Source organism: Castellaniella ginsengisoli (genome assembly GCF_040955415.1).
Lineage (GTDB): Bacteria > Pseudomonadota > Gammaproteobacteria > Burkholderiales > Burkholderiaceae_B > Castellaniella > Castellaniella ginsengisoli.
In genome coordinates this window covers 2,450,606-2,474,951 of sequence record NZ_CP158257.1, presented here as the reverse complement: position 1 = coordinate 2,474,951, position 24,346 = coordinate 2,450,606, and the positions used below count along the sequence as shown (strand labels likewise).

The window sequence follows — 24,346 nt, the reverse complement described above, 5'->3', positions numbered from 1 at the left end:
TACAGATAGCAATCATATTAATTTTCAAATAAAATTTTCAGGGAAAATTTTCTCAACATCAGAACCCGCAGTAATCGATGCCCTCCACCCGATTTCGATCCCTGTCGGCTCATTGAAGTTGAAAAACCTCGATTGAATGGACCACCTGGATCGATTGGATATATTGAACCCGGATTGATGGATCGTGAGAAAATCCATGATGATCAGATCTCCCGGCTCGGTCAGCGGCGCAACATGATCGTATGCACTCACCACTTCCGTCTCATTGCTCAACCCTATCCGGTAGGAACCTGATTTATTCGCATGAACCCCATGCCGGGTATACACACACAATCCCTTCTGATGAGACCCAGGACACACAATGACAGGTCCCAGATCACGAGTGATCGGCACCAAGGGTGTCCAAAAAACGACTCCATCCATACTTTGTGGCTGGAAAATAAACTCTTGATGCCAATGTGATCGAAACTGTTCTTCGTGGGGGTTATCGATCCGGATTCCATAGCTTCCTGCACCGATACCAGCCATATCGGTACCTCTGAGGTCACAAAATAGTGTCTCGCTCTTCTTGGAAGAGATCAATCTGATGAACGAAGGGATCTGTGTGATCAGGTCATATATTTCGGCGCCCAGATTCCGATCATTTTTGATGATATCCAGATAGGAAGCATCAAAATTGCCCTCCTCGAATGGCGGGCGCTGAATGGGAATTCCGTGACGCTTTGCGACCAATCCGATAATTTCATAAATATGCTTCTGAATCGGATTGATTTCTCTCTTTACATCATAGAAGCCTTTAATCACGAGCACCCCATCGTGCTCGAACTGCTGCTTCTGATCATGGCTGATGACGCTCACGATGGAACCACTTCCATCAGCAAGCCCACGCACAAATCGGGAAACTCAATTCCGACCTGCAGCATCGCCTGCAGATTGGCCTGCATGTCCGGCAGCGTTTTCAAGACCGCCAGAGGTAAGGGCTTGAGATAGATGCCTTCCTCATGTGTAACTGCATAACCGGCTTGCTGCAAAGCAGCCCGCAATGTGTCCCGGCAATACTGCCGCTGATGTCCCAGCGCCAAGTCATTGGCATTGAGGCTGTAGATATCGTCGATTAGCCCCAGCTCCAACCCCAGCCTGCGATTGAGCGACTTGGCGTTGGGCACCGCCACATACATGCGCCCACCCGGCTTCAGGTACTGCCGATAACGGCGCAGAATCAAATCCGGGTCATCCACATGCTCCAGGATGAAGCCCATGACAATGACGTCAAAGGGCGCCTGTGGCTCATAGTCCTCGAAGTAGCCCTCCACGATCCGGCCAGAAAATCCGGGTTGTGCGCGGCGAAACTGCTCGATGACGCTGGAGGCGCCATCGACGATGACGTGCTCAGCGCAGGCCTCGTTGAATATTTTTGCGGTAAAGCCATGCCCCAGCCCTAATTCCAACAGTCGATCCACGCGGCCCATGCGTTCGATGATCCGCTTGGGATACCAGTGCAGCATCAGGTCGTTTTCGATTTCCGTTGCGGCATTCGGTTTGTATTCCGATGCCTCGGCATTGAGATCTCGCGCCATTTTCACCTCGTTATTTCCTGTCCTGTGCCGGTGCCTGCCGTCCCACGAATGCACGCCATGGCACTGCGCGCCCGCCAATCAATTCCCGCCCTTGTCGCCCGCAGTTGGCCACCAGGTCCAAGGCGGTCACATAGGGGGTAAAGGCACCATGCTGTTGCGGGTAGGACACGCATCCGTATTCAATATAGGACACGCCCATGCCCCTCGCCTCGAATTGTTCATGATCCAGGTAATGACGCGCACCGTGGCCAGTCAAATATTGTTTGGCATGTTCTGCCGCGCATAGATCAATCAGGCGCCGCGTGCCATGACCCTCGATCGAGCCCTCCGAGGATCGCAGAAAATCGCACGCTGACTCAAGCTCGAAATAGTGCGCCAACGCCAATGTGCTGGCCATCGACAGCTCGGCCAAATTCGCCACCGGCTTGGCAAAGACGTCTGCCATCAACGTGACGGCATCATCCAGAAAAGGCGCTCTCGCATAAGCCTGCCGAAAGGCGTCCAGATGACTGCGGCGCCAATCCACGCGCTCGTCGATCTGTGTCTCGCTGATCAATTGTCCCCGGTGCTGATCTCGCAACGGCACCGTCATCCAACGGATGCCGCCCGCGGTTTTGATCTGAACCCGATTGAAAAACCCCCGTGCAAATTGCACGTCGTCGTAGAACACAAAAGCATCGGCCAAGCGGACCTGCTCCAATTGCCCCACCCAAGGAAAATACATAGGCTGAGAGACGACCACCGTTCGGCCCAGGGACTCGCGCATCTATGCTCCCTCGCCCACGCAGGCGCGGATCACGCGGCAGACGCGCGCCTGCTCGCTCGCATCCATCTCATGATAGCTAGGCAAATTGATCGCTCGCCCCGGAATCGACCAGGCATTGACATTGTCGCGCACCGGCGTGAACATGGTCATGCCCGACAAGGGCCAGAAAAACACACGCGCATCAACGTTCTCGGCGGTCAGAGCCGCCTGCAGCTTCTCTCGCGTCACCCCGGTGCGTGCGTCGAACACCACCGTCGGCATCCAGGCGCCATTGATCGTGCCAGGACATTCGGGATTCATGGATACCCCGTCCATATCGGACAAGGCATCCCGGTAGGCCGCCAGGATATCCCGCTTGCGTTCGATCAGCGCATCAATGCGCTCCATCTGCGCGCAACCGATCGCCGCCTGGATGTTGGACAATTTGTATTTGTACCCCACCGCATCCGGCCAGAACTGCTTCGTCTGCCCCCGGGCGCGACCATGATTGCTCAAGGTCAGGACCCGTTCGTACAACACGGCATCCTGGGTGACGAACATGCCCCCTTCGCCGGTGGTCATGGTCTTGGAACCATGAAACGAGAACGAGGCAAAAGCCCCCATCGTCCCCGCCCGCTTGCCGCGATAGACCGAGCCGATCGCCTCGGCGGCATCCTCGATGACGGGAATGCCGTGACGCGCGCCGATGGCCAACAGCGCATCCATGTCACACAGATTGCCATAAAGATGCACCGCTACGATGGCCTTCGTGCGCGGCGTGATGGCTGCCTCGACTCTGGCGGGATCCAGGCACCAGGTATCGGGCAAAATATCCACGAAGACCGGGGTCGCGCCCAAATGCACGATCGGCGAAACGGTGGCAATCCAGTTGGTGTCGGCCAGAATGACCTCGTCGCCCGGCCCGATCCCCAGCGCCGCCATGCCCAGGTGCAAGGCGCCTGTGCAGCTCGACGTGGCGATGGCATGCTCGGCGCCCAGATGCGCCTTGAACGCCTGTTCGAAGCGCCCAATGTATTCATAGCAGCGATCCCCCCAACCATTGGCGGCGGCATCCGTGGCGTAGCGCACCTCCAGCTCGGTGATCGATGGCTTGGTGTAGTGGATACGGGATTTCACAGGACCTCCAACTGCGGCACCGCCGTCACGAATTTCGTCCCCTGGACAGCCAGCGCCTTGTTCTGCTCCCGGACCTCCGGCGCAATATTCCACGGCAGGATCAGCACATAGTCGGGCCGCTGTTCAGCCAACGCCTGCGGCGCCAGGATCGGGATGTGGCTGCCCGGCAGGTACTTGCCCTGCTTGGCCGGCGCCGCATCGCACACGAACGGCAGCAGGTCGGGTTTCACGCCTGCATAGTTCAACAAGGTATTGCCCTTGGCCGCCGCGCCGTAGGCCGCCACGGTCTTGCCCAGTCGCTTTTGCTCCAGCAAGAAAGCCAGCAGTTCGTTCTTGACCCGGTCGGCGCGTGCCTGAAAGGCCTGATAGGTAGCCAGATCCAGCAAACCACCTTCTACTTCCGACTGCAATACGCGCTCGACTGCGGGTTGTTGCTCGAAGGCGGCGGCGGCATGGCAGCCATACACTCGCACACTGCCGCCGTGCGTGGGGAGTTCTTCTATGTCGTAGATGCGCAAGCCCGCTGCATTGAAAATACGCTGCACGGCATGAATCGACAGGTACGAAAAATGTTCGTGATAGACCGTGTCGAACTGATTGTTCTGAATCAGGCGCAACAGGTGCGGGAATTCCAGCGTGATCGTGCCCCCGGGTTTCAGGACGGCGGCCAGGCCGCGCGTGAAATCGTTGATGTCAGGCACATGCGCATAGACGTTGTTGCCGGCAATCAGGTCAGCCTGGCGACCTTCATCGGCCAGCCGACGGGCCAGCGCCTCGCCGAAGAACTCGCGCAGCACCGGCACGCCGATCGCCTCGGCGGCGGCGGCCGTGCTGGCCGTGGGCTCGATGCCCAGGCAGGAAATGCCGGCAGCCACGAAATTCTTCAGCAGGTAGCCATCGTTAGCGGCCACTTCGATCACAAAGTTTTTATCGTTCAGGCCCAGACGCTGCATCATCATTTGCGCGTAGCGCTGCGCATGCGCAAGCCACCCGCTGGACGTACTGGAAAAATAGGCATAGTCCGGGCTGAACAAGGCGTCGGCCTGGGCGTAGTCTTCGGTCTGCACCAGCCAGCACTGCTCGCAGACACGGATTTTCAGCGGAAACCAGGTTTCGGGCCGATTGAGCTCATCGGCTTTGAGATAGGCGTTGGAAGGCGGCGCAAAGCCCAGATCCAGAAACGTATGGCGCAACGCGGCGCCGCAGTGACGGCAATTCATGAATTCAAATCCAGTCCAACAAAGTCCGGGGTCAACCTGGAATGCTGCAGATCGCGCTCGGACTGCAAGGCAATGGGCAAGGGCCAGTTGATCGCCAGCATCGGGTCGGCGGCCAACAGGCCATCCTCAGCCTGAGCCGTATAGGGGGTTGTGTGTAGGTACAGCAGCTCGCAATCGTCCGTCAGCGCCTGAAAGCCATGCGCAAAGCCTTCCGGGATCAAGAGCGCCTGGCCATTATCGGCAGAGAGTTCGGCGGCGCGCCATTGCAAAAAAGTAGGCGACCCGGCGCGCAGATCCAGGCCCACATCCCATACCGCGCCGCGCAGGCAGCTCACCAGCTTCATCTCGGCATGCGGCGGATGCTGAAAATGCATGCCGCGCACCGTGCCGCGCGCCTGCGTCCAGGTGTGATTGATCTGGGCGACAGGTTTGTGCCAGCCGGCGGACGCCAGTTCCTCGGCGCAAAACAGTCGCGACAAGAATCCTCGTTCGTCGCCCAGGCGTTGGCGCTGGACAATACGCAAGCCTTCGATGCCGGTCTCTCTGATCGTCAAGCGGCTCATGACGAGATGCCCGTCGATTCAAAGGCTACGATATCCGCCTCGCACAAGGCGCGGGCATCCGTGCCGTCCTGCTGCTGGCGGTACCAGGCCATCGTCCGCATGATGGCGTCCTGCAAACCCCAGCGCGGCTGCACACCCAACACGGTGCGTGCCTGGGCGATTTCCAGCGCCAGCCAAGCAGCCTCGTGCGGCCCTTCGGTGCCGTCGCCCCACTGGATATCGCCACTGCCATAGGCCTGACGCGCCCATTCAACCACCTGCCGCACGGTGGCGGCCTCGTGCGTATGCGGGCCGAAGTTATAGGCGCCCGCCACCGCGGGGGTGGCGCACAGGCATTCGGCCAGGCGCAGATAGGCGCTGATGGGTTCCAGCACATGCTGCCAGGGCCGAATCGCCTGCGGACGGCGGATCGGCAAGGCCTGCGCCGCCTGCCAAGCCCGCACGGCATCAGGGATCAGGCGGTCCGCCGCCCAATCGCCTCCGCCAATCACATTGCCCGCGCGCGCCGTGGCCACCGCCACGCCCTGCTCCGCCAGAAAAGCATCGCGGTAGCTGGCAATCACCAGCTCGCTGGCCGCCTTGCTGGCGCTGTAGGGGTCATGCCCGCCCAGCGCATCATCCTCGCGATACGGGTAGGCGCGTTCCAGATTGCGATAGACCTTGTCGGTCGTCACCATCACAGCAGCCCGCACACTTCCTAGGCCACGCAAGGCATCGAGTACATGCGCGGTCCCCATGACGTTGGTCGAGTAGGTCGACAGCGGGTCCGCGTAGCCGGCCCGCACCAAGGCCTGTGCGGCCAGGTGAAAGACGATTTCAGGCTCCGCTCGGCGCATCCGATCTGCCACAGCCTGCGCGTCGCGAATATCGACGAAATGGGAATCGCACATCTCGCCCACCCGCGCCAGCGTGTACAGGTTCGGTTCGCCAGACGGCGGCAGGGCCATGCCTGTCACCTGCGCGCCCAAGCGGTGCAGCCATAAGGCCAGCCAACTGCCTTTGAACCCCGTATGGCCCGTCAGCACCACGCGCCGCCCCCGCCAGAAGGCAGGGTCAGGCGTGCTCACCGTCATGGCGTGCGCTATGCCCAGGTCTTCCATGGCGCCTTGCCCGATTCCCAAAGATCTTCCAGCAGGTTCTTTTCCCGCAAAGTATCCATAGGCTGCCAAAAGCCATTGTGTTCAAACGCCATCAGCTGGCCGTCACGCGCCAGCGACGTCAGTGGTTCACCTTCCCAACTGGTCTGATCACCCTGGACGCGATCCAGGCATTTGGGTGACAGCACGAAAAACCCGCCATTGATCAACCCGCCGTCCCCCCTGGGCTTTTCCGTAAAACCTGCCACCTGATCGCCATCGCGCTTGAGCGCACCATAGCGTCCCGGTGGCTGCACTGCCGTCACCGTCGCCAGGCGGCCATGCTGCTGGTGAAAGCGGATCGACGCGCCAATATCCACGTCGCTGACACCATCCCCATAGGTAAAGCAGAAGGCTTCGTCATCCTTCACATAGTCGCGCACCCGCCTCAAGCGCCCACCCGTGAGCGTGTCCTCGCCCGTGTCCACCAGCGTCACCCGCCAGGGTTCCGCATGCTGGTGGTGGACTTCCATCCGGTTGGTGCTCATGTCAAAGGTCACGTCCGACATATGCAGGAAGTAGTTGGCGAAGTATTCCTTGATCACATAGCCCTTGTAGCCGCAGCAGATCACAAAGTCGTGAATGCCATGATGCGAATACATCTTCAGGATGTGCCAGAGAATGGGCTTGCCGCCGATCTCGATCATGGGCTTGGGCTTGAGGTGCGTTTCCTCGGAAATGCGGGTGCCCAGGCCCCCGGCCAGGATGACGGCTTTCACGATGAATTCCTTTGATCTAACAGCAACTTAGCATAGTTACGGCTTGCACGGGCGAGGCTTTAGTGAGGTGCAAACAACGCGCTCCCGCGCTACCTGATCGAAGTATAGGAGCCGGAAAGCGAAGGTAATTGCAGGAACAGGTGGGGAAAGAGGGATCGGGAACGAGCTTACGTATTTCCCCCAAATGACAAAACCAATCAAGACGGCCTGAATCCACAGGCGGATTCCCCTGTTCTAGGCGACCATCTACTCCATCCCGATCCGAACGGAGACCCGCATGGGCGAGATGGACGCGGCCTACCGCCGCTTGTTTCAGCACAAAGAGCTGCTGCGCGATCTGCTAGCCTGCGTGCTCAGCCCCGGCCTGTTCGCCGCTCTGGACTGGGCACGCATGACGGCTGTATCCGCCAGCCATGTCAGCGACGGGCTGCATCGGCGCGACGGCGACTGCGCCTGGCTGATCCCCGGCAAAAGACCGCTGCCGCCGCCCGCCCGGCCATTGAGCCCGAAACGCACGGCCAATACCTCGTTCTCGCCCCCACTCCTCATTAGGGCAAGGACTGTGCGTCCTGTTACTGCTCGAACAGCAAAGCACGGTGGATGCAACCATGGCGCTGCGCATGATCAGCTACGCAGGGTTGAGCTACCAGACACTGCTCAACGGCAGACAGATCAGTCTGCCGCTGCCGCCCGTGCTGCCGGTGGTACTGTACAGCGGCCCGCGCCGCTGGCGCGCGTCGCGGGACATGGCTGGGCTGCTGGACGAGACCCCCGCCGACCTGCGACCCTATCAGCCGCAGATGCGCTATCTGCTGATCCACGAGCAGACGCTGATGAGCAGCGCCGGGCTGCCCGGCAAGAACCTGGCCGTGCTGCTGTTTCGCCTGGGCCGCAGTCGTGATGTTGAGCAATGGCGCTGTTTATTGCACACTCTGATCCAGACGGTTCAGCAAGAGCCGGAGCATGCTGAGCTGAACCGCAGCCTGACACTCTGGCTGCATTGCATTGTGCGGCGCAGCGCCCCGCCGGCGGAACAACTGCCCCCGGTCAAAACCCTACAGGAGCTGGATATGATGATTACCGAAAAGCCCGGCCTCTGGGCACAGCAGTGGCTGAAAGAAGGCCGCCAAGAAGGCCGCCTGAAGGGTCAGGCCGAGCTGTTGCTGGGCATGATCCAGCGCCGCTTTGGCCCTGTACCGGATAACGTCACCCTGCGTATTCATGCGGCTAAAGCCCAGCAGATCAAGGCCTGGTCGCTGAATTTCGTCGACGCAGAGACGCTGGAGGACGTGCTCAGAGATTGATCCGGCGCCTGTGCGTTGCGTGCTCATTGCAGAAATTTGATTTTTTCGCTTACCCGACAACGGCCATCAGCCCCCTCAGCGGCTCAGCAACCGTCTCGTCAACAACGCCCGCAAGTCCTTGCGCGTGTCACAGACGACGTGCACGTAAAGGACGTCACCTTGCACTTCGTAGATGATGCGGTTCATGCCTGAAAGCGCCTGGCGGTACTGAGATAGCCCCAGATCAGCCAGTTCAGGCGGGATATGGCCGCTCAGCGGAAAAGCCGCTACGTTGCGCACCACGGCTTTGATACCCGCATAGGTCTCCTGCCATGCAGTCTGGCCGAAAATCTTGCTGACATACTGGCGCAGCGCTCTGATGTCGGCCTGCGCTGCATCCAGCAGCACCGTTTTCACGCCAGATCTTCCTGGTCCAGTTCGGCAAAGAATTCCTCTGCTTCGCGGTAGCGGCCCTGCTCGATGTCTCGTTGTCCCATTGCCAGCATTTTCAGAAGCGCCAGGGTTTGCTCTTTCTGTTCATAGCTGCTCACATCCATGACGACCAGGCGGGCCTCGCCATTCTGAGTAATGAGCATGGGTTCGCCTGTCTCCGTAACGTCTTTGACGATTTCGGCGGCATGGCCCTTCAGATAGCTGATGGGCCGGACGTGAGTGGCAAGCTTCATGATGAATCCCTGATGAGAAGCAAGATAGGGAATAATTCAGACTGAATTTAGCCCAATTCCCCGATCTTCACAAGGCCGGCCCTGCTGGACCAACAGGGCTCTCGCCCATCAAGCCCCCCCCCTACCCCGGCTTGCGCGCCAGCAAGGTTGCAAACTGCAGTTGCGCCCCGTTATGCATCGTCCCCAGATCCTCGTTGTAGTTGACGAGTTCCCAGCCCTGGTAATGCGCACTGAGTTCCCCCGGCCGGAAGGTGAAAGGGAAATTAATCGGGCACGGGTATTCTGCCGTGTCCATCGCGCAGACGATCAGGTTGTATCCGCCCGGCAGGGTGCGCTGCTGCATGTCGGACAGCACCGCATCCACGCGCGCCGGGTCGATGAACATCAGCGTCACGGTGCAGGCGATGAAGCCGTAGTCCGCATCGAGGCTGGCTTGCTGGATGTCGTAGACCTGCGGCGCGATGGTGCGGATGCCTTCCTGGTCGACGATGGACTGCAGCATGGCGATGGCCTGGGGGTTGGCATCGATGGCCGTGACCTTGAAGCCCAACTGGCTGAGATACAGGGCGTTGCGCCCGCTCGAACACCCCATATCGAGCACATCGCACGGTTCGATGATCCGGCATGCCTGCACGATCTCGCTGTGGGGCGGGTTCAGGCCGTGGCGGCCATTCAAATCTTCCATGGGCTGAAATCCTGTAAATTAGAGTACCGGGCACGTGAGCCGCTACCGGCCGCCCGCGTGATGTTGCGCGGCCGCGCACGATGGTAGCAAACCGCAGCCGCCCGATCCCCCAAAGACCCCACAGGCGGCACTGTCCCCCTCAGCCATTATCGTGACCACACTCCCCTTTTCCCAACTGCCGCTTTCTCCCGCTCAGCTCGACAATCTGGCGAGCATGGGCTATCTGGCCATGACGCCGATCCAGGCGCAGAGCCTGCCTGTCATTCTGGCGGGCCGCGATCTGATCGCGCAAGCCAAGACCGGCAGCGGCAAGACGGCGGCCTTCGGCCTGGGCATTCTGCACCGCCTGGATCCCGCGCGATGGGCTCCGCAGGCGCTGGTCGTCTGCCCCACCCGCGAACTTTCCGAACAGGTGGCTACCGAACTGCGCCGCCTGGCGCGCGCCGCAGGCAACGTCAAGGTGCTGACGCTGACGGGCGGCGCCTCTGCACGCCCCCAGAACGAGTCGCTGGCGCACGGCGCCCACGTCATCGTCGGCACGCCGGGCCGGTTGCTGGACCACCTGGCGCGCCAAACGCTGGATCTGTCCGCCGTCAGCACGCTGGTCCTGGACGAGGCGGACCGCATGGTGGACATGGGGTTCTTCCCGGATGTGATGCAGATCGCCCACGCCTGCCCCTACAAACGGCAAACCGTGCTGTTTTCCGCCACCTACCCGGAAAGCATCCGCGCAGACGCCGAACATCTGCTCACGGACCCCGAGTTCGTCAAGGTGGATGCGGTGCACAGCGAAGGGCAGATCGAGCAGCACTTTTACGAGATCGAGGCAGCAGAGCGATTCCAGGCGGCCGCGGCATTGCTGCGTCATTTTCAGCCGGAATCAGCGCTGGCCTTCTGCAACACCAAGGCGGCCTGCGCCGAGCTGTCCTCTCATCTGAAGCGGGCGGGATTCAGCGCGCTGGCGCTGCACGGCGACATGGACCAGCGCGATCGGGATGATGTGCTGGCGCAGTTCTCGAATCACAGCAGCAACATCCTGGTGGCCACGGACGTGGCGGCGCGCGGGCTGGACATTGCGTCGCTGCCCATGGTGATCAATGTCGAACTGGCCCGCGATCCCCAGGTGCACACGCACCGGGTGGGCCGCACAGGCCGGATGCAGGAAACCGGGTTGGCGCTGAGCCTGTGCGCCCCGGACGAACAATACGTGGCGTCACGCATCGCGCAGCAAGATGATCGCCCCCTGCATCTGGAACCCCTGCCCCGCCAGAAAACAGCCGGACGGCCCGCCCAGGCCCCCATGGTGACGCTGCTGGTGCTGGGTGGCAAAAAGGCCAAGCTGCGCCCCGGGGACCTGCTGGGTGCGCTGACGGGCGACGGCGGGCTGACGCGCGAGCAGGTCGGCAAGATCCAGATCACGGACCAGGTGTCCTATGTCGCCCTCAGCCGCGCCATCGCGCACCGCGCTTTCCCTCACCTGGAAAACATCCTGATCAAGGGCAAGAAGCAGCGGATGAAATTGCTGTCGTGAACGGGTCGCCGCGCGGCGATCCCGGATGCGACACCCCTGTTCATTCCACCCGCAGCGTATCCAGCTGCCAGACCGACAGGTCGAACGACCGCTCGCGCAGCGCCTCCGGCAGGCGATCATAAGGATAGATGATGAACAGCGGCCCCTTGTCGCGCGACGACATGGGCTTGCCGTCCATGCTCAATGCGATGATCACGTCATACGCCTCGGCATGCTGGAACGGGATTCCGACGGCATAGTCGTTCATCGCGACAGCGTCGATGCGGGTGCCGGTGGCGCCCGCGGCGGCCAGCACGTCGCGCAGCAAAGGCCCCTGGAAGGTCACGGGGCGCAGATACCAGGGCGTAGTCACGTGATGGGTGTGCTGCGGCAACGCTTTCAGCCCATGCAGATCGAACCGGGTCTGACGCCCCTGGTTTTCCACCGTCAGCACGATTTTGCCGGGGGCTGCCGGCTGCGTGGGCACCATGATTTGCTGCGGCCGGATCGAGGCCGCGACGTAAGCCGCCACGGCAGCCAGCAGGATGAGGTACAGCCCCCCGAACAGGGCGAGACGCCGTCCGTCCGTGCGGCGCTGGCGGCGTCCGGACGGGGTGCGTGCGATACGGCGCAGAAAAGGGATCATGCGCTTGCCTCCGGTTGCGCAGCGCGGGCCAGGGCCTCGATATCCACGGTGTCGATCTGCGCCGGGACCATGTACGCCTGCGCATACGTCTGCCACACCCGGCTGTGCATGAAATACTGGAACAATTCGGGGTCCAGGTGGCCGCCTCTGCACATCGAGGCCATGATGAGCAAGGATTCGGACAGGGTCTTGGGCGCTTTGTAGGGGCGGTCGACCGCCGTCAGGGCCTCGAACACGTCCACCAGCGCGATGATCCGCTCGGTGGTGCCCAGTTGTTCGCCCCGCAGGCGGCGCGGATAGCCGCCGCCGTCCATGCGTTCGTGGTGGTTGGCGGCGATCTCGGGCACCCGTTCGAGGTGGGGCGGCCACGGCAGGCGCTTGAGCATGATGTACGTCTGCACGATATGGTCGTTGATGGCGAAGCGGTCTTCGTCGGTCAGCGTGCCCCGCTGGATGGCCAGATTGTGCAATTCGCCCATGTTGCGCCGGTATTCGGGCAGACGCATGTCGAACCCCCAGATATTGCGGGGATCGTCGCGCTCGACGGCGGGCCGCCGGGCTTCGTCCCAGGGGACGAGGTGGTGCGGCTGATCGGCCAGCAGCCGCTCGACGGCAGGCAAGGCGGGTGGCCCGGAGCGGCTGCCGGCCAACCGGGCGCTTTCCTGTTCGTCCAGGCCCAGGGCATCGTCGAAATGTCGCATCCAGGTCTGAGTCCCGATGGCCTGCAGACGTTCGACGGCCTCGTCGGACAGGGATTCGCCGCCGATGTTGCAGGCGGCGACGAAGCGGAAGTCCTCGTGCAGCCGGGCCTGGCGCGCATCGCGCCGGGTCTCGGCGGCGCGCGGGTCTTCGCCGCGCAGCCGGGCCAGCAGGCAGTCGATCTCGGCATCTCGCCAGAGGACCTCGAAGCGCATGCGGATTTCGTGGATGCGGTTGTACAGCAGCTCCAGCTTGGTCGCCTTGTCCATGATGTGCTCGGGACTGGTGACTTTGCCGCAATCATGCAGCCAGGCAGCCAGGCGGAAGGCCTCGCGTTCGCCCTCGTCCAGGTGGAAATCCGCATAGGGGCCTGCAGTTTCGGTCTGCATGCGGTCGGCCAGCAGTATGGCCAGTTTCGGCACCCGTTCGCAATGCCCGCCCGTGTAGGGGCTTTTGGCGTCGATGGCATCGGCCAGGATGTGGGTCACGGATTCGAGCAGCAGGCGCTGCGCCTCGATGAGCCGCCGTGTTTCGATGGCGACGGCCAGCATGCCGGTCAGGCGCTCGGCAAAAGCCTGGAACGCAGGCGCGGCGTGGTCCCAGTCTTTGTCGTGGGTCAGGACGAGCAGCCCCTGCGGCTGCGCATCGCGCCCTGGCAATGCGAAGGCGAGGCGGCGGCCACCTGTGTCCTGCGCCGCGGCCGGCGCCGCTGCGACCTCGTCTGCGCTCATGGCATCCCGCAGCCCGCCTTGTTCTCCGACCGCTGCCGCACGGGCCAGCTGCTGCTGTTCGCGGTCGAACAGATAGACGGCGCCGCCGGTGCTGCGCGTGGCCTGGACGAATTTTTCCAGCACCTGCGCGAGCATGGTCTCGATCCGGGGCTCGGAACCCAGCACACGACTGATGTCGAGCATCGATTCCATCGAGCCCGCCACCTTGTCCATCACCTCGTTGAGGGCCTCGACCTCGCGCAGCGCCGAAGCGGCCCGATCCTTGCGGCGGCGGAAATTGAACCGTGCCAGGCGCATCGATTGCGCCGAAATCCCCTCCAGCGCGTAGCCCACCGCACTGCCGACCTGCCAGCCGAAGGGCAGGATCAGGGCGATCAAGGCGATCGAGATCAGGATCATGCGTGTGCGGTTGAGCGCCAGGTCGCCCAGCAGTTCATCGACCGGCGCAGCGGTCAGCAGCCGCATGTCCATGCCTTCGATGCCATCGAACGGCAGCGCCGCCCCGAACCATTCGCGCCCGCCGGATTCATAGGCCACCACCCGGCCGTCGCCGGCGGCGGCGGTCCGCCACAGATGCGTCAGCGCCTCGATGCCCAGGGCATCGATGGCGCGCAGACTGGACGGATCCACCCCGTTCTTGCGCACCGGCAGCATCGCCATGTCTCGATAGCCGATCACCGTGCCGTCCTGACCCACCAGCGCCAGTTCGGCGCCGGGCGTCATGCCCAGGCCGCCCAGGGCTTCGCCCAGATCATCCAGGGCCACGTCCACCGCCACGATCGCCCCGCCCGAATGCGCCAGGCGCGAAAGCGTGATGCCCACCTGGCCGGTCGAAAAGAAGACGTAAGGCCCCGAGGTAACGGTGGACACCGTGTCCTTCGCGCCGACGTACCAGGGTCGTTCGCGCGGGTCGAAGCGGTAATCGGGTTCGGGCCGGCGCAGCACGAGTTCGTGCCGGGCATCGTAGAACAGGTACAGGCCGTGCGGCTGGCCGTCATCGCCGTGCGTGACCACCTGCACCAGATAATTGGCCTGGGGCGGCGCCTGGAACTGCGCGCGGATGTCGCGTCGGTCCAGGGCCCGCATCAACAGAAAGTCGCCGTTCTCGTAGCCGACGTGGATGGCCGATACCAAGGGGTTTTCGGCCAGTTCGGTCGCCAGGACGCTGCGCCGCGCGAGCCGATCGTCGAGCTGCCGGGCATCGACCACCGGATCGAAAGCCAGCACCCGCAAGGCCAGAGCGCCCGGTTCGGTCAGACGGCGCGCCCGCTCGGCCACGATCTGGCCGGTATCGCGCGCCATCAGGGCGGCCATGTCCAGCAGGATGGTCCGCGAGCTGTACCAACTGAGCGTGATCAGCACGGCGGCAACGAGCGCCATGGCCGCGACCACGAGGCCGGCAATCACGAACCGCACCGGCCATGCGTACTTCACACGAGGGACTTGCGGCATGGATTTCCCCATCGTTGCCAGGGAAACCGCCCGGGCCGGTCGTGGACCGGACGTCCCTGTCTCCCAATGTCACCGTGTTGCGAAAAGCTGGTTTGCAGAATGTTTCCTACGTTAGAGGATTCGTCAGGACATGGCAAGGCGTGACCGATGACGGACGCCGCGCGCCAGGCCTGCGTGCTAGCATTGGGCCTCGGCCCGATGCGGGCTTCCCATACGGGATCAGCCCTACGCCATGAAAAAAAACACCCAGACCGCTCTGATTTCGGGCCTGCTTCGCGTTCTTTCCGCCCTGCCCTACGGATGGGTCGCCAGGCTGGGCGAAGGGCTGGGATCGCTGCTGTACCTGATCCCCGGCAGGCGCCGGCATATCCTGCACACCAACCTGCGCCTGTGCTTCCCGGAACAGTCCGAGCGCCAACGCAGGCGCCTGGCGCGCGCCACCTTCCAGCATGTCATCCGCAGCTACCTGGAGCGCGGCGTGCAATGGTATGGCAGCGCGCGGGCCATCACGGATCTGACGGAACTGGACAGCGCCATCGACCTGCAGGACCGCTACGACCAGCCGACCATCTTCCTGGGGTTCCATTTCGCCGCCATCGAGGCGGCCTGCATGTATTACTCGATACGGCACCCGGTCGCGTCGATCTACACCCCGATGTCGGACCAGGCGACGGATGCGATTTCCAAAGCGCGACGCTCACGATTCGGCACGATGATGATTCCGCGCCACGGCAGCGCCCGCGACATCCTGGGCGTCCTGAAATCCGGCACGCCCATCATGCTGGCGGCGGACATGGACTTCGGCCTGCGCGATTCCGTGTTTGTGCCGTTCTTCGGCGTACAAGCCTGCACCTTGACCGCCGTCTCGCGCCTGGCGCGCCTGAGCGGCGCGCGCGTGGTGCCGTTCGTCTCGGAAGTCTTGCCTGGCTATCGCGGCTACAGGCTGCGGATCTATCCGGCCCTGCCGGCGTTTCCCAGCGGCGACGTACGGGCCGATGCGATGGCGATGAATCAGTTCCTCGAGGCGCGCATCCGCGAGGCTCCGGACCAATACTACTGGGTGCACCGCCGGTTCAAGCGCCGCCCGCCAGGCGAGGCGCCGGTGTACTGAAACCCTGGCCGGCCACCTCAGCGGTCGCGAAGCCGCACAGTCAGGCTTTGTGCCGCGGTCCCCACCGGTCCCAAGGCATCGCTCAGAACCGAAAACGTCTCGCCCAGGCCCGTGGGGCCGAAGCTGACACGCGTATCGAAGCCGACCCACCCGGCCACGGGCTGGCGCGTGAAATGGATGGTCAGGTCCACATTGGCGAAGAACACCGCCTTCGGGTCCGCGCGCACCGCCAGCCCGTTGGCGGTGTCGACCAGCTTGACGAAACCGGCCACGGTGGGATCGGCCTCCCCGTCCACCAGCGGATAAGGCGTCCGGATCCAGCTCTGGCCTCTGCCCGGGCGCACGTCGGCGCTCCGGCGGGCCTCCAGAGAGGCAATGAATCCGCCGCTCCAGATGGACGAGAACGTCAGGGCAGGCAAAGCATCGGGCGGCGGCAACGGCGTCCATTCGCTTCCTTGCACCTGGGCCGTATCGGTCGCGGCCAGGCGCCAGATCCGGGCCTGGATGCTGACCTGATCCCCATGGCGCATGCGAGCTTCGATCAATTCGATCGAGCGGCCCGGCCGCAGCATCCGGACGTCGATGGCGAACGGGCCGGAATGGATCACGCCCAGCACATCGAACGACACGCGGGATACCAGTTTGTCGCTGGGCAAACGGCGTTCGGCCTCGGCCAGGACCAGGCCGGCGGCGGCGGCCAGATGCTGCTCGCCGGGCTGCCAGGCGCCCTGGGAATGCAAGGTGGAAAGGAATTCGGTTTCCCCGCTGCGCACGTAGAAAGCGTCCGGATAGGACTCGCCGGCGCGGCCGAGGTGCAGGTTCTGGGTCGTAGACATGCGACAGAGTATAGCTGCGGGCACGGCGCTTGCCGCCCTTCCCGGTTCCATCGAGAGATCGGGAGATCACCATGCCGGCAAAATCGAAATCGCAGCAACAGGCGGCGGGCATCGCACTGGCCGCCAAGCGCGGTGAGAAAAAGGTCAGCGAGCTGAGGGGCGCATCCAAATCCATGTACGAATCCATGGACGAGAAGGAACTGCAGGAACTGGCCGAAACCAAGACGCGGGACAAACCCGACCACGTGGGAGACTGAGATGCGCGTGATCGTGGCCGCGAAATTCGATACGTTCCCCGCCGCCGAACAGGCGGTCGAGCGCCTGCACGCGCACGGCTTCCAGGGAGAGGATATTTCGACTTTTTACATCGACGGCCAGACGCTGGCCGACTCCCATGGCCCGGCCCCCGGCCCCCGCCCCCGAGAGTGGGGGATCGTGGCCGCCGCCCTGGGCATGGGCCTGGCGTGTGCGGCGGTCGGCGGTTTCCTGGGCTGGCATTTCACGCACATCGACATGATCGCCGTGGCCGGCGCGGGCACAGGCGCCTATATCGCGTCGCTCTGGGGCGCCCTGTGGATCACGGGCAAGCGGGCCCGTACGTACGAGCGGCGCCACGCCCGACCGGATGCCGCCCCCAGCGTCCACGGCCCGGGCGCCTTGCTGATCCTGCCAGTGGCGCCGGAACGCGAGCAAGAGGCGTGCGCCCTGCTGCGCGAGACCGGCGGCCACAGCCCGGGCCGCGCCCAGGGCCATTGGCGCAACGGCAAATGGGAAGACCTCGATCTTCCCGAACAACACGATCCCCGCGACGAGCCGCCCTCCGTACCGGTGGCCGGCACGCGGGATTAGACCGTGCGCTACAGGATCTGCAGGTCGTAGTTGACGCTGCGCCCACCGGGCACCTGCCGGGCGGCCTGGACGGCGCTTTCAGCCGCGGCCCGGCTGTCCACCGTTCCCTGCAACGATACGACCCCGTGCACAGTGCCCACCTGAAGGTTCGAGTTGCGAAGACCGGGCACGGCCGACACGGCACTGATGACGTTGGCATTGATGACGGCATCCTGGTGGTTGATCATCATCGCGCCGCTTTGCGTGCCCTGATAGCGGCCCGGCCCCGTCACGGCCACGTCGCCCGGCTCGTCGCCGGACACGTTTTCGTAGGGTGAGAGGTTCGGGGCGGCACATGCCGTGAGCGCCAAGACCGCCACGGCCAGCGTCCATGCGGACAGATATCTGCTGCGGATCATATCGTTCTCCGTCTAAGAAGGTAACGGGCCCGGGAGCGGGCGCACAGACACACCAGCAAGCCGCATGCCGGACAGCCTTGCCGCCGCGATCGCCGGCAAGGCATGGCAAAAAGCAATGGCTTCTATATAATGAATATTAAATTAATTATTATTCTCATTAACTATTCAACTTTTCTACCCTTCAGCGAGACTTCTCATGCGCGATACCTCACGCCCGCAGCCGTCGCGGCGCGCCTCCGCCATTCTGGCCGCCGCCCTGGCGCTTTGCCTTTCCAGCGCCGCATTCAGCGCCTCGCCGCCTTCTTCCAACAAGGATCGTCTCTGGATGAGCACCAACTATCTGGAGCATCCCGAGGAAGGGCTGTACGAACTGCAATACAACGCTCCCACCGGCGCGGTCTTTGCCTCGGTGATGGATCGGGTGCGCCGGGACGACAACCTGGGCTACCTGTACGCCTTCGACGGCAAGACTCTGGCCCTCAAGGGGCGCTACGACATGCCCTACCGGGCTTTCTCATTGACGCAGGACGCCCAGGGAAAGTGGCTGTACGTCGGACACACCCAGGCGGCATCGCTGCGCATCAGCAAGGTCGATCCGAAAACCGGCAAGGTGGCACTCACCAGCGAGCGGCTGCACGTCGACCCCAGCGAGCCGAAACACGAGCATCTGCGCCACGTCGTCCACAGCGCCCAGACCGGGGAACTGTTCACCGCCTACATTGGCAGCGTCAAGGAAAACGACAAATACCGTTCGTTCTACCGCTTGCTGGTCCTGGACGGAGAAACGCTGAAGGTGAAGGGCGAGGTCGAAAACGCTTTCCCCTCCGTCGGCTACGCATTGCACCTGGACCGCGCCACGCAGCGCATCTTCACCGCCGGATCCGACTACATCAACGAAATCGATCCGGTCAAACGCCAGGTCGTGCGCACCCTCCGCCTGGACGACACGGTCAAACCGCGCGTGAACAATCTGGTGGGCTTGGCCGTCGACGCCAAGGGCGGGCGCATCTTCGCCTCGCAGTTCATCCATCAGCCCCACCCCGGCGCCGAAAACGAGCAGGACGGCCTATACGTGTTCGACCGGAACAGCGGCAAGCAACTGGCCTTCGTGCCGACAGGCAAAGGCGGGGTCACGCTGGCCTACAGCCCGAAGCACGACGAAATCTACGTCAGCAACTTCCGCAGCGGCACCATCAGCGTCGTGGACGGAAAAACCTACGAGATCACCCAGCAGATCCCTGCCCACGTGTTTCCCAACATGATGGCGCTGGCCGATGATGAAAGCGCGTTGTACGTCGGCTTGAAGCAAGGGTTCAGCAGGATGTGGAATCCAGAGGAATTCGTCGAAGGCGCCAAGGAACAGATCCTGCGCATCACGCTGGATCGCGACGCGCCATAACGGGATCCCTCGCCAGGCGCACTAAAGGCATACACTGACGGTCGTTCCGATCCCCTTGCCTTTCTGCGCCCCCCTATTGTGACCGACACGGCCTTCTCCTCCCTGCCCCTTTTGCCCGCCCTGCTGGATAATCTGCACAGCCTGGGTTTTGAACGGATGACCTCCGTCCAGGCGCAAAGCCTGCCGCTCATCCTGGAAGGCCGCGACGTGATTGCGCAGGCCAAGACCGGGAGCGGCAAAACGGCGGCATTCGGCCTGGGCATGCTGCACAAACTGGATGTCGGCCGGCTGGCTCCGCAGGCGCTGGCGGTCTGCCCCACCCGCGAACTGGCGGACCAGGTTGCCCAGGAACTTCGCCGCCTGGCGCGCCTGATCCCCAACGTCAAGGTGCTGACGCTATGCGGCGGCGCCGCCGCACGCCCCCAGGCCGAATCGCTCGGCCGAGGCGCTCATCTCGTGGTGGGCACGCCAGGCCGGATCCAGGATCATCTGGCACGCGGCAGCCTGGACCTTTCGGGCCTGGCGACGCTGGTGCTGGATGAGGCCGACCGCATGGTGGACATGGGTTTCTACGACGATATCGCCGCCATCGCGTCGCACTGCCCTGCCCGGCGCCAGACCCTGCTGTTTTCCGCGACCTATCCCGACGACATCCGCGCACTCAGCGCCCGTTTCCTGCGCAATCCGGCCGAGGTCAAGGTTGAGACCCGGCACGATGCCGGCCGCATCGAGCAGATTTTCTACGAAATCGACGAACACAAAAGGCTGGACGCCGTGGTCGCGCTGCTGGCCCACTTCCGTCCGGCCTCCACGCTGGCCTTCTGCAACACCAAAGCCCGCAGCAGCGATCTGATCGAGCGGCTGCAAGCCGAGGGCATCCGCGCCCAGGCGCTCAACGGCGACCTGGAGCAACGAGACCGCGACGAAATCCTGATCCAGTTCGCCAACCAGAGCTGCTCCATTCTGGTCGCAACCGATGGCGCCGCGCGCGGCCTGGACATCCAGAGCCTGGACGCGGTGATCAACGTGGACGTGACCAAGGACGCCGAGGTCCACGTGCATCGTATCGGCCGCAGCGGACGCGGCGAGCGCAAAGGCCTGGCGTTGAGCCTGTGTTCACCCGAAGAGATGCGCTGGGCGGACCTGATCGAGCAATACCAGGGCGCACCGCTGACATGGGCCGACCTGGAATCGCTGCGCCCCAAGCCGGCCCCTCTTCCGCAGGCGCCCATGATCACTTTGTGCATCCAGGGCGGCAAGAAAGACAAGCTACGCCCCGGCGACCTGCTGGGCGCCCTGACAGGCGCCTGCGGCCTGGCTTTCGAACAGGTTGGCAAAATCAACATCACCGAATTCCGTTCTTATGTGGCGCTGGAGCGCAAGATCGCCAAGCAGGCGTTTGCGCAACTGTCCAGCGGCAACATCAAGGGCCGCCGGTTTCGCATGCGGTTCATGGAAGAGTTCTGAGCCTGACGCAAGCCACACGGCGCGCATGTGGGCCTGCCCCCGCTCCTTGGCGTCATGCCATGCCTCAAACACGAAATTATTGACAAGCCCCTTTGCGCATTCCTGACAGCAGGAAGGACACCAGAACGGCCAGGCCCGCAATCAATGCGGCCGTTGTCAGGAGCAGCACTGAATGCGTGGCCGAAAAAGCCGCCTTGCCCGCGGCGACCAATGCGACGGCCTGATCGTCGGCAAGCTGCCGCGCCGCCAGATACAAATCGCCCATCGAGACGGCGGCTTGACCTGCGATATCAGGGGGCAACCCGACAGGCACGGTGAGGTTACGCCCGAAAACAACCGACATGAACACACCGAAGAGGGTGATCCCGAGACCTGTGCCCAATTCATACCCTGTCGCTTCCAGCGAGCCCGCGGCACCACCCTTGCTTGCGTCGACCGACCCCATAATGGCGATGGATGAGGCGGTCAGGCCAATGCTGAGCGCCAGGCCCAGCAGTGCCAGCAGCACCGGCACGGCCAGGCCCGGAGCATGAAAATCCTCGATGGCAAGCCAGCCCAGCGATAGCGCCGCAACGACCAACGACAGGCTGGCCACCAGCCGCAGCCCGTACCGGGTGGACAACCAGCCTGCGACCGGGCCGCCCACAGCCGCCGCCGCCATGATGGGAATCATGAATATCCCGGCTTGAAGCGGTGTCCTGTCCAGGACGTACTGCAGTTCCTGCGCCAGCGTAAGTTCGACCCCCGCCAATGCGCCACTGGCGACCACCGCCATGATGATGCCGGCGGCGACGGCAGGATGCGCAAACAAGGACAGATCCAGCATTGGCACGGATGCGCGTAACTGTTTACGGACAAACAGCGCCAGCATTGCCACGCCGAAGGTCAGCGTCAACAACACCACGGCAAGCGGTTGTTTGCCGCCAAAACCCGCTTTGACCGCATACACCACCGCAATCATGCCCACGACCAGCAACAAGGCCTGGCCGATCGCCCAATGGGCGGACGAGGTCTGTTCGTAACGCGGCAGCAGCAGCCAGCAGGCGGGAGCAACGACAAACATCACGGGCACGTTGATCAGGAACACGGAGCCCCACCAGAAATGCTCCAGCAACGCACCTCCCGCCAGCGGGCCAACCGCCGCACCAACGGCACCGACGGTTCCCCATAAGCCCAGCGCAAGTCCGCGCTCCGTATCGTCTTCGAATGCGCGGCGGATAATGCCGAGCACGCAGGGCATGATCATTGCCCCCCCCACCGCCAGCAGAATGCGCGCGCCAATCAACATCTGCGCAGTCGGCGCAAACGCCGCCAGAGCCGAGGCAACCCCGAAGACCACCAAGCCGCTCAGCAAAATGCGCCGGTTTCCCACCTTATCGGCCAAAGTGCCCATGGGCACCAGCAAACCCGCCATCAACAGCGGGTAGATGTCGATGATCCACAGCACCTGGTTGTTCGACGCCCCCAACGCCTGGGTGAGCGTGGGAACCGCGACATGCAGGATGGTCATGTCGAGAACAACCGGCACGAATGCCAGCATTACCGCCAGCAGGATCAACCAGCGTTTGGAGTTCGGGTGGCGTAAAGACACGATCTCACCTATGATTTTGTCATTATCTGCAATATAAATACGATCGTATTTTATTTAAATCTCAATAAATGCGTCAAGCGAGAAAGACTGTGGGCAGGAAACCAACCATCACCCGCGACGTGCTGTTGGACGCGGCCGAAGAACTGGTGCGTGAGAAAGGCGGCTCCGCTTTGACCATTGGCGCTTTGGCAAAGGCGGCGGGCATTTCCAAAGGCGGCGTGCAGTATTCGTTCGCCAGCAGGGACGACTTGGTCCGCAGTCTGGTAGACCGTTGGACAACCCGATTCGATGCGATGCTGGAAGATGCTGCGGCGGATGATCCGGTTGAATTTATCCGAAGCTACATCGCGGCAACGCGAACCTCGCCGCAGGCAATGGACGCGAAGACCGCAGGTCTGATGGTCAGCTATCTGGAAAACCCCGAGCATCTACGGGAAGCACGCGAGTGGTATTGGGGGATTTTTGACCGTCTGACCGGAGCATCGCCGGATGCACAAGCGGCACGCGTGATCTTCCTGGCCGTCGAGGGGCTGTTCCTCTTACGCATCAATGGCATCGACGAAGATGGCGTTTGGACGAGCCTTCTGGACGATGTCGACGCCGTGCTGAGGCGCCTGACGTGATGGAGTTACCAGGATTCGGCGGACAGGGACGGCATCCAATCAGTCACTGAGGGAGACCGCCCTGCCGAATCACTGGATCAGTTGATTGATCTCTATGATCGGCATCATCACCGCCAGCACGATCACCAGCACCATTGCCCCCATGGTCAGAATCATCACCGGTTCAAGCACTGCGGTCAGGGTCAATGCCCGGCGCTCAAGATCGGCGGCCAGCACATTGGCCGCACGATCCAACATGGCGGGCAGTTCTCCGGTGCGCTCGCCACTGCCCACCAGATGGATCAGTAGCGGTGGAAAGACCTTCTGCGCCTGCAAGGCTTGGGCCAGGGAGCCGCCTTCGCGCACCCAGCGCACGGCATCCGTCGCCGCCGCACGCAATTTATGATTCCTCAGCGTGCGACCCGAAGCTTCCAATGACTCCAGCAGAGGCACGCGGCTGCCGGTGAGGATGGCCAGCGTGGCGGCGAACCGGGCCACGTCCACACCCTGAATGTAGCGGCCCAACACCGGAAAACGCAGCAGCCTGGAATGCCAGGCGAGCCGAAATTCGTCATTCCGCAAGCGCAGACGCCACAGCACTAAGACGAGCGCCAGCCCCATCACCAGCCATGCCCCCCATTCGCGGACCCCCTCGCTTGACGCAAGCAAAAGCCGCGTCAGCCAGGGCAAGGTCTGATGCGCCTGCGTGAAGGCCCCCACCACCTGCGGCACCACGTAGCTGAGCAAGAAGATCACGATCGCCACCGACACCGCCGTCACGATGCCCGGATAAATAAAGGCAGTCAGCACCTTATTGCGCAAAGCGCCCCGGGTTTCAATGTAATCGGCCAAACGTTCCAGAACGCGGTCGAGATCACCGGACTGCTCTCCGGCATCAACCAACGCCCGATAAACATCCGGGAAATCGCGAGGGTGTGCGTCCAGAGCCTGGCCCAGCCGCAAGCCGGCGCGCACATCGTCGCAGACAGCCGCCAGCACCCGCGCGACCTGTGGACGCTCGGCCTGCTCCAGCGTCGCACGCAACGCGGCTTCCAGCGGCAACCGGGCCGATAGCAGACTGGCCAACTGGCGCGTCATCCAGCCCAGATCCGCGTCCCGCAACCGTGCTCGCGCGCCGATGCCGCCGCCCGCCCGATGGCGCGTCTCGACCACGCTCAAGGGCAGCAGTCCCCGATGGCGCAGCAACTGGCGGGCGCTTCGCTCGCTGTCGGCATCGATCCTCCCCCGCTCTTCAAGGCCGGCGGCATCGATCGCCTCATACTGATAGGATGGCATGTCGATGG

The 24,346-nt window shown here is 62.9% G+C and carries 25 protein-coding genes; 8 read left to right on the top strand and 17 right to left on the bottom strand.

Features of this window, described 5'->3' with window-relative positions:
- Nucleotides 1-24: 24 nt before the first annotated feature.
- Genes ABRZ00_RS11685 through rfbF form a run of 8 tightly spaced genes read right to left on the bottom strand, consistent with a single transcriptional unit; the run spans nt 25 to nt 7,097 of the window.
- Complete coding sequence (locus ABRZ00_RS11685; RefSeq protein ID WP_343835050.1) at nt 25-858, bottom strand: phytanoyl-CoA dioxygenase family protein; 834 nt, start codon at nt 856-858, stop codon at nt 25-27.
- Nucleotides 855-1,577: a class I SAM-dependent methyltransferase gene (locus tag ABRZ00_RS11680; RefSeq protein ID WP_343835049.1), complete on the bottom strand. Its 723-nt coding sequence runs from the start codon at nt 1,575-1,577 to the stop codon at nt 855-857. Before ABRZ00_RS11680 ends, ABRZ00_RS11685 begins: the two co-directional genes overlap by 4 nt.
- A 10-nt stretch (nt 1,578-1,587) precedes the next feature.
- Nucleotides 1,588-2,343, bottom strand: a complete 756-nt coding sequence (locus ABRZ00_RS11675) for a WbqC family protein (RefSeq protein WP_343835048.1) — start codon at nt 2,341-2,343, stop codon at nt 1,588-1,590.
- On the bottom strand, nt 2,344-3,459 hold the full coding sequence (locus ABRZ00_RS11670) for a DegT/DnrJ/EryC1/StrS family aminotransferase (protein ID WP_343835046.1): 1,116 nt from the start codon (nt 3,457-3,459) through the stop codon (nt 2,344-2,346).
- Nucleotides 3,456-4,679 carry a class I SAM-dependent methyltransferase gene (locus ABRZ00_RS11665; RefSeq protein ID WP_343835045.1) on the bottom strand — a complete coding sequence of 408 codons (1,224 nt, stop codon included), beginning with the start codon at nt 4,677-4,679 and terminating at the stop codon, nt 3,456-3,458. The genes ABRZ00_RS11670 and ABRZ00_RS11665 overlap by 4 nt, the downstream gene beginning before the upstream one ends.
- Nucleotides 4,676-5,242 carry a dTDP-4-dehydrorhamnose 3,5-epimerase family protein gene (locus ABRZ00_RS11660; protein WP_343835044.1) on the bottom strand — a complete coding sequence of 189 codons (567 nt, stop codon included), beginning with the start codon at nt 5,240-5,242 and terminating at the stop codon, nt 4,676-4,678. Before ABRZ00_RS11660 ends, ABRZ00_RS11665 begins: the two co-directional genes overlap by 4 nt.
- The gene (rfbG, locus tag ABRZ00_RS11655) at nt 5,239-6,342 is read right to left on the bottom strand and encodes a CDP-glucose 4,6-dehydratase (protein ID WP_343835043.1); all 1,104 of its coding nucleotides are present in this window, start codon (nt 6,340-6,342) and stop codon (nt 5,239-5,241) included. The genes ABRZ00_RS11660 and rfbG overlap by 4 nt, the downstream gene beginning before the upstream one ends.
- Nucleotides 6,324-7,097, bottom strand: a complete 774-nt coding sequence (rfbF, locus tag ABRZ00_RS11650; protein ID WP_343835041.1) for a glucose-1-phosphate cytidylyltransferase — start codon at nt 7,095-7,097, stop codon at nt 6,324-6,326. The genes rfbG and rfbF overlap by 19 nt, the downstream gene beginning before the upstream one ends.
- 521 nt (nt 7,098-7,618) lie before the next feature.
- Between rfbF and ABRZ00_RS11645 the strand changes: the two genes are divergently transcribed.
- A complete protein-coding gene (locus ABRZ00_RS11645; protein WP_343835883.1) occupies nt 7,619-8,401 on the top strand; it encodes an Rpn family recombination-promoting nuclease/putative transposase in 783 nt (260 codons plus the stop codon).
- 75 nt (nt 8,402-8,476) lie between these two features.
- Here ABRZ00_RS11645 and ABRZ00_RS11640 read toward each other — a convergent pair whose 3' ends face one another.
- The 3 genes from ABRZ00_RS11640 to tehB all read right to left on the bottom strand — a co-directional run bounded on the left by ABRZ00_RS11640 (nt 8,477) and on the right by tehB (nt 9,751).
- Entirely contained in the window at nt 8,477-8,797 is a 321-nt protein-coding gene (locus ABRZ00_RS11640) for a type II toxin-antitoxin system RelE/ParE family toxin (RefSeq protein ID WP_343835040.1), read from the bottom strand.
- A complete protein-coding gene (locus tag ABRZ00_RS11635; protein ID WP_343835038.1) occupies nt 8,794-9,066 on the bottom strand; it encodes a type II toxin-antitoxin system Phd/YefM family antitoxin in 273 nt (90 codons plus the stop codon). The genes ABRZ00_RS11640 and ABRZ00_RS11635 overlap by 4 nt, the downstream gene beginning before the upstream one ends.
- A gap of 121 nt (nt 9,067-9,187) precedes the next feature.
- Complete coding sequence (gene tehB, locus ABRZ00_RS11630; RefSeq protein ID WP_343835037.1) at nt 9,188-9,751, bottom strand: tellurite resistance methyltransferase TehB; 564 nt, start codon at nt 9,749-9,751, stop codon at nt 9,188-9,190.
- A 151-nt stretch (nt 9,752-9,902) separates the two neighbouring features.
- On the opposite strand from tehB, the gene dbpA (ABRZ00_RS11625) reads away from it, so the two are divergent.
- A complete protein-coding gene (dbpA, locus tag ABRZ00_RS11625; protein WP_343835035.1) occupies nt 9,903-11,282 on the top strand; it encodes an ATP-dependent RNA helicase DbpA in 1,380 nt (459 codons plus the stop codon).
- A gap of 40 nt (nt 11,283-11,322) precedes the next feature.
- On the opposite strand, the gene ABRZ00_RS11620 is transcribed toward dbpA (ABRZ00_RS11625), so the two are convergent.
- Together ABRZ00_RS11620 and ABRZ00_RS11615 are read right to left on the bottom strand one after the other, a co-directional pair.
- Entirely contained in the window at nt 11,323-11,907 is a 585-nt protein-coding gene (locus tag ABRZ00_RS11620) for a molybdopterin-dependent oxidoreductase (RefSeq protein WP_343835033.1), read from the bottom strand.
- On the bottom strand, nt 11,904-14,789 hold the full coding sequence (locus ABRZ00_RS11615; protein ID WP_343835031.1) for an HD domain-containing phosphohydrolase: 2,886 nt from the start codon (nt 14,787-14,789) through the stop codon (nt 11,904-11,906). Before ABRZ00_RS11615 ends, ABRZ00_RS11620 begins: the two co-directional genes overlap by 4 nt.
- 232 nt (nt 14,790-15,021) lie before the next feature.
- Here ABRZ00_RS11615 and ABRZ00_RS11610 point away from each other — a divergent pair, with 232 nt between their 5' ends.
- Entirely contained in the window at nt 15,022-15,900 is an 879-nt protein-coding gene (locus ABRZ00_RS11610) for a lipid A biosynthesis lauroyl acyltransferase (RefSeq protein ID WP_343835030.1), read from the top strand.
- 17 nt (nt 15,901-15,917) lie between these two features.
- Here the strand turns inward: ABRZ00_RS11610 and ABRZ00_RS11605 are convergent, their stop codons facing one another.
- A complete protein-coding gene (locus tag ABRZ00_RS11605) occupies nt 15,918-16,736 on the bottom strand; it encodes a thioesterase family protein (RefSeq protein ID WP_368641925.1) in 819 nt (272 codons plus the stop codon).
- Nucleotides 16,737-16,807: 71 nt separating this feature from the next.
- Here ABRZ00_RS11605 and ABRZ00_RS11600 point away from each other — a divergent pair, with 71 nt between their 5' ends.
- Nucleotides 16,808-16,993 (top strand): DUF3008 family protein, encoded by a 186-nt coding sequence (locus tag ABRZ00_RS11600; protein WP_343835026.1) that lies wholly within the window; start codon nt 16,808-16,810, stop codon nt 16,991-16,993.
- A 1-nt stretch (nt 16,994) separates the two neighbouring features.
- Nucleotides 16,995-17,585, top strand: coding sequence for a hypothetical protein (locus tag ABRZ00_RS11595; protein WP_368641926.1), 591 nt, complete (start codon nt 16,995-16,997; stop codon nt 17,583-17,585).
- 8 nt (nt 17,586-17,593) lie between these two features.
- On the opposite strand, the gene ABRZ00_RS11590 is transcribed toward ABRZ00_RS11595, so the two are convergent.
- Entirely contained in the window at nt 17,594-17,983 is a 390-nt protein-coding gene (locus tag ABRZ00_RS11590) for a BON domain-containing protein (protein ID WP_368641927.1), read from the bottom strand.
- Nucleotides 17,984-18,179: 196 nt separating this feature from the next.
- On the opposite strand from ABRZ00_RS11590, the gene ABRZ00_RS11585 reads away from it, so the two are divergent.
- Together ABRZ00_RS11585 and dbpA (ABRZ00_RS11580) are read left to right on the top strand one after the other, a co-directional pair.
- Nucleotides 18,180-19,382, top strand: coding sequence for a hypothetical protein (locus tag ABRZ00_RS11585; RefSeq protein WP_368641928.1), 1,203 nt, complete (start codon nt 18,180-18,182; stop codon nt 19,380-19,382).
- A 78-nt stretch (nt 19,383-19,460) separates the two neighbouring features.
- Nucleotides 19,461-20,849 (top strand): ATP-dependent RNA helicase DbpA, encoded by a 1,389-nt coding sequence (gene dbpA, locus ABRZ00_RS11580; RefSeq protein WP_368641929.1) that lies wholly within the window; start codon nt 19,461-19,463, stop codon nt 20,847-20,849.
- Nucleotides 20,850-20,925: 76 nt separating this feature from the next.
- Here dbpA (ABRZ00_RS11580) and ABRZ00_RS11575 read toward each other — a convergent pair whose 3' ends face one another.
- Nucleotides 20,926-22,440: an MFS transporter gene (locus tag ABRZ00_RS11575; protein WP_368641930.1), complete on the bottom strand. Its 1,515-nt coding sequence runs from the start codon at nt 22,438-22,440 to the stop codon at nt 20,926-20,928.
- A 68-nt stretch (nt 22,441-22,508) separates the two neighbouring features.
- On the opposite strand from ABRZ00_RS11575, the gene ABRZ00_RS11570 reads away from it, so the two are divergent.
- Nucleotides 22,509-23,063, top strand: a complete 555-nt coding sequence (locus tag ABRZ00_RS11570) for a TetR/AcrR family transcriptional regulator (RefSeq protein WP_368641931.1) — start codon at nt 22,509-22,511, stop codon at nt 23,061-23,063.
- 69 nt (nt 23,064-23,132) lie between these two features.
- On the opposite strand, the gene gspF is transcribed toward ABRZ00_RS11570, so the two are convergent.
- Nucleotides 23,133-24,338, bottom strand: a complete 1,206-nt coding sequence (gene gspF / locus ABRZ00_RS11565) for a type II secretion system inner membrane protein GspF (protein WP_368642846.1) — start codon at nt 24,336-24,338, stop codon at nt 23,133-23,135.
- Nucleotides 24,339-24,346 lie beyond the last annotated feature (8 nt).

Coding starts and splice junctions, on each gene's coding strand:
- ABRZ00_RS11570 (WP_368641931.1), top strand. CDS start 22,509: ATGCGTCAAGCGAGAAAGACTGTGGGCAGGAAACCAACCATCACCCGC.
- ABRZ00_RS11615 (WP_343835031.1), bottom strand. CDS start 14,789: ATGCCGCAAGTCCCTCGTGTGAAGTACGCATGGCCGGTGCGGTTCGTG.
- tehB (WP_343835037.1), bottom strand. CDS start 9,751: ATGGAAGATTTGAATGGCCGCCACGGCCTGAACCCGCCCCACAGCGAG.
- ABRZ00_RS11660 (WP_343835044.1), bottom strand. CDS start 5,242: ATGAGCCGCTTGACGATCAGAGAGACCGGCATCGAAGGCTTGCGTATT.
- ABRZ00_RS11620 (WP_343835033.1), bottom strand. CDS start 11,907: ATGATCCCTTTTCTGCGCCGTATCGCACGCACCCCGTCCGGACGCCGC.
- ABRZ00_RS11635 (WP_343835038.1), bottom strand. CDS start 9,066: ATGAAGCTTGCCACTCACGTCCGGCCCATCAGCTATCTGAAGGGCCAT.
- ABRZ00_RS11600 (WP_343835026.1), top strand. CDS start 16,808: ATGCCGGCAAAATCGAAATCGCAGCAACAGGCGGCGGGCATCGCACTG.
- ABRZ00_RS11610 (WP_343835030.1), top strand. CDS start 15,022: ATGAAAAAAAACACCCAGACCGCTCTGATTTCGGGCCTGCTTCGCGTT.
- gspF (WP_368642846.1), bottom strand. CDS start 24,338: ATGCCATCCTATCAGTATGAGGCGATCGATGCCGCCGGCCTTGAAGAG.
- ABRZ00_RS11595 (WP_368641926.1), top strand. CDS start 16,995: ATGCGCGTGATCGTGGCCGCGAAATTCGATACGTTCCCCGCCGCCGAA.
- ABRZ00_RS11585 (WP_368641928.1), top strand. CDS start 18,180: ATGCGCGATACCTCACGCCCGCAGCCGTCGCGGCGCGCCTCCGCCATT.
- ABRZ00_RS11605 (WP_368641925.1), bottom strand. CDS start 16,736: ATGTCTACGACCCAGAACCTGCACCTCGGCCGCGCCGGCGAGTCCTAT.
- ABRZ00_RS11665 (WP_343835045.1), bottom strand. CDS start 4,679: ATGAATTGCCGTCACTGCGGCGCCGCGTTGCGCCATACGTTTCTGGAT.
- rfbG (WP_343835043.1), bottom strand. CDS start 6,342: ATGGAAGACCTGGGCATAGCGCACGCCATGACGGTGAGCACGCCTGAC.
- ABRZ00_RS11675 (WP_343835048.1), bottom strand. CDS start 2,343: ATGCGCGAGTCCCTGGGCCGAACGGTGGTCGTCTCTCAGCCTATGTAT.
- ABRZ00_RS11590 (WP_368641927.1), bottom strand. CDS start 17,983: ATGATCCGCAGCAGATATCTGTCCGCATGGACGCTGGCCGTGGCGGTC.
- ABRZ00_RS11680 (WP_343835049.1), bottom strand. CDS start 1,577: ATGGCGCGAGATCTCAATGCCGAGGCATCGGAATACAAACCGAATGCC.